Here is a 3,618-nt window from a genome sequence, read left to right on the forward strand (position 1 = left end):
ATCTTGCCTTTGCCCTCATCACCCCATTGGGTGCCCAGGACTACGACATTCTTACCCATAACACTTGTCCTCATTCACGCAAACTTGGTGCCGGCGGCGGCCGGCAGGGAAACTCAAGAGGCCAGCGGCACTACCTGCCAACGCTCGCCATGCTGAATCAATTGCCGATCGCAGTCGGCCTCAAGGGCCGCACTCACGTGCTGTCCAGGCAAACCCTGAACGACACGCTGACCTTCACTGCGCAGTTGGCAAACTTGCTGCCAGAGTGCTGCATCGGTGCTGTCCGGCATCCAGACCCCGCCCGTAGGCAGCTGGATTTCGGCGCGCCCCAGTGTCACCAGGGTTTTCAGATCCGTGGAAAAACCGGTTGCTGGACGAGCACGGCCGAAATCGGCGCCGATGTCGTCATAACGGCCGCCCTGGGCAATCGATTGACCGACACCCGGAACGAACACCGCGAACACCACGCCCGTGTGGTAGTGATAACCACGCAACTCGCCCAGATCGAAATACAACGGTAGCTCAGGGAAGCGGGCAGCGAGGCGCTCGGCGATCGTCAACAGATCATCGAGGGCGGCAAGTACTGGCGCAGGCGCATTGGCCAGTCGATCACGGGCCGCTGCCAACACGTCGCGGCCGCCACACAGATCGACCAGCGCACGCAGCATGGTGGCCAGGTCGGTCGGGAGGTTTTCGGTCAGCACAATCACTTCGTCGATAGCCTTGCGTTGCAGGGCATCGAACAGCTGCTGCTCGACCTCGCCCGACAAACCGGCGGCACGCGCCAGACCACGATAGATGCCGACATGGCCCAGGTCCATGTGCACATCCGGCACATCGGCCAGTTGCAACATGGCCAGCATCAAGCTGATGACTTCAACGTCGCTGCTCGGACTAGCGTCACCGTACAACTCCGCACCCAGTTGAATCGGGCTGCGCGAAGAAGACAGCGCACGAGGCTGCGCATGCAGCACGCTGCCGGCATAGCAAAGACGGCTAGGACCCTCGCGACGCAGGGTGTGCGCATCGATGCGCGCCACTTGCGGCGTGATGTCGGCACGGAAACCCATCTGCCGACCCGACTGAGGATCAATCACCTTGAAGGTGCGCAAATCCAGGTCCGAGCCTGCGCCTGTGAGCAGGGATTCGAGGTATTCGATATGAGGGGTGACTACGAATTCGTAGCCCCAGCTCTGGAAGAGATCCAACACCTGACGACGCGCTACTTCTATTCGCGCCGCTTCCGGTGGCAGTACTTCTTCGATGCCATCTGGTAGCAGCCAGCGGTCAACCGTTGCCATTACGCCATTCCCCTATCATCCGGGCGGCTAGCCCTGAGGCAAGCCTTGAGTGAAGCAGACAGTGATCACGTCCTGCGTCCATTCCTGCGGGCACGACAAGCGCCCGAGAATGGCCTTGCAGACCACTGTCCTCGAAAAATCTTGCCACTTCTGTGGCCAATCAATCGTGCAGACGCAAAAAAGCCGGGAATTTCCCGGCTGCCGCATCATACACACGTTTTACCGCATGATCACCCCGCCAGACGGTTTTGCCGCCCGGCGGGTGATTGATGGCCTGTCAGGATTCACCGTACAGGCCACTGGATCACGGCTTGGATTTTTCCAGATAGCGGAAGAAATCGCTGCTCGGGTCCAGAACCATCACGTCGCTCTTGCTCGCGAAGCTTTCACGGTAGGCGCGCAGGCTACGATAGAACGCGTAGAACTCCTGGTCCTGGCCGTAAGCCTTGGAGTAGATCGCGGAAGCTTGAGCATCACCGTCACCACGAGCCTCTTCAGACTCACGATAGGCCTCAGCCAGCAACACACGACGCTGACGATCGGCATCGGCACGAATGCCTTCAGCCAGTTCGTTACCCTTGGCCCGATGCTCGCGTGCTTCACGTTCACGCTCGGTGCTCATGCGCTCGAACACACTGCGATTCACTTCCTTGGGCAAGTCGATGGCCTTGACCCGGACGTCGATAACTTCGATGCCCAGCTCTTTGGTTGCCATCGCATTCAACGATGCGGTGATGTCAGCCATCAGCGCATCGCGCTCACCCGACACAGCTTCGTGCAGGGTGCGCTTGCCGAACTGGTCACGAAGACCGGATTCCAGACGACGGGACAGACGCTCATCAGCGATCTGCTTCAAGCCGGAAGTCGCCGTGTAGAAGCGCTCCGCGTCCTTGACCCGCCATTTGGCATACGCGTCAACCATGACTGCTTTCTTTTCCAGCGTCAGGAAGCGCTGCGTCGGAGCATCCAGCGTCAGCAGGCGACCGTCAAACTTGCGCACCTGGTTCACGTAAGGAATCTTCACATGCAGGCCCGGCTGAACATCAGCCTGAACCACACGCCCGAATTGCAGCATGACTGCACGCTCGGTCTGGGACACGATGTAAAAGCTGTTCCAGGCAACCACCGCCAGCACTACACAAACAATCAGGGCGATCAGCGATTTATTGCTCATCAGCGACTCTCCCTTGTACGCACATCGCGCTGCTGCAACTCGGCGGCACGAGTGCCCACGTCAGTTGCTGCGGCGGCTGCACCGGTAGTCGGGGCAGTGCTGTTACGACCACTCTCGATCATCTTGTCCAGCGGCAGGTAAAGCAGATTGTTCTGCCCCTTGTCGCCGGTCACGAGAACCTTGCTGGTGTTGCTGAACAGTTCCTGCATGGTGTCCAGATACAGACGCTCACGGGTAACTTCCGGGGCCTTGCGGTACTCGGCAACCAGTTTGGTAAAGCGATCAGCCTCACCTTTGGCACGAGAAACCACTTCGTCGCGGTAACCGTTGGCGTCTTCAAGGATGCGCTGGGCCTGACCACGCGCTTCCGGAATCACACCGTTTGCGTAGGTTTCAGCCTGGTTGCGCGAACGCTGCTCGTCTTCACGGGCGCGGATCACGTCGTCGAATGCTTCCTGGACTTCACGTGGCGCAGCGGCACTTTGCACGTTCACCTGAGTGACCGTGATGCCGGTGCGGTACGTGTCGAGGAAGCGTTGCAGACGCTCCTTGATTTCACTGGCCATCAGCTCACGACCTTCAGTCAGCACCTGATCCATGGCCGTGGAACCCACGACATGGCGCAAGGCGCTTTCTGTTGCGTGTTGCAGACTGACTTCAGGCTGATCGACGTTCAGCACGAAATCTCGCAGGTTGGAGATCTTGTATTGCACTGTCAGCGGCACTTCGACGATGTTTTCGTCTTCGGTCAGCATCTGGCCTTGCTTGCTGTAGGCACGCTCGCGCGTTACGTTTTCCATGTACTTGCGATCGAACGGCGGGAAGTAGATGTTCAAACCCGACCCTACGGTTTCGTAGTACTGGCCGAAGCGCAGCACGACGGCCTGCTCCTGCTCATCCACGACATAGATAGCGCTGTAGAGCCAGATCGCGAGAAGCACGACCAGGCCAATGCCGAGCAAGCCAAAGCCACCGCCTTTGCGCGAACTACCGCCACCGCCATCACCGCCAGTACGTTTCTTACCACCGAACAACCCATTCAGGCTTTCCTGCAGCTTACGGAAGGCCTCGTCGAGATCCGGTGGCCCCTTGCGGTCGCCATTCTTGCGCTTACCACCCCAAGGATCCTGATTATTCGAGTTG

The 3,618-nt window shown here is 59.1% G+C and carries 3 protein-coding genes; all 3 read right to left on the reverse strand.

Features of this window, described 5'->3' with window-relative positions; all coding sequences use genetic code 11:
• Positions 1–113 precede the first annotated feature (113 nt).
• A complete protein-coding gene (locus VF672_RS00715) occupies positions 114–1,301 on the reverse strand; it encodes an ATP phosphoribosyltransferase regulatory subunit (RefSeq protein ID WP_331100359.1) in 1,188 nt (395 codons plus the stop codon).
• 304 nt (positions 1,302–1,605) lie between these two features.
• Positions 1,606–2,475: a protease modulator HflC gene (gene hflC, locus VF672_RS00720; RefSeq protein WP_331100361.1), complete on the reverse strand. Its 870-nt coding sequence runs from the start codon at positions 2,473–2,475 to the stop codon at positions 1,606–1,608.
• The coding region (gene hflK, locus VF672_RS00725; RefSeq protein ID WP_331100362.1) for an FtsH protease activity modulator HflK at positions 2,475–3,618 on the reverse strand (1,144 nt) is incomplete at its 5' end. The genes hflK and hflC, both read right to left, overlap by 1 nt.

The organism is Pseudomonas sp., assembly GCF_036387035.1.
Lineage (GTDB): Bacteria > Pseudomonadota > Gammaproteobacteria > Pseudomonadales > Pseudomonadaceae > Aquipseudomonas.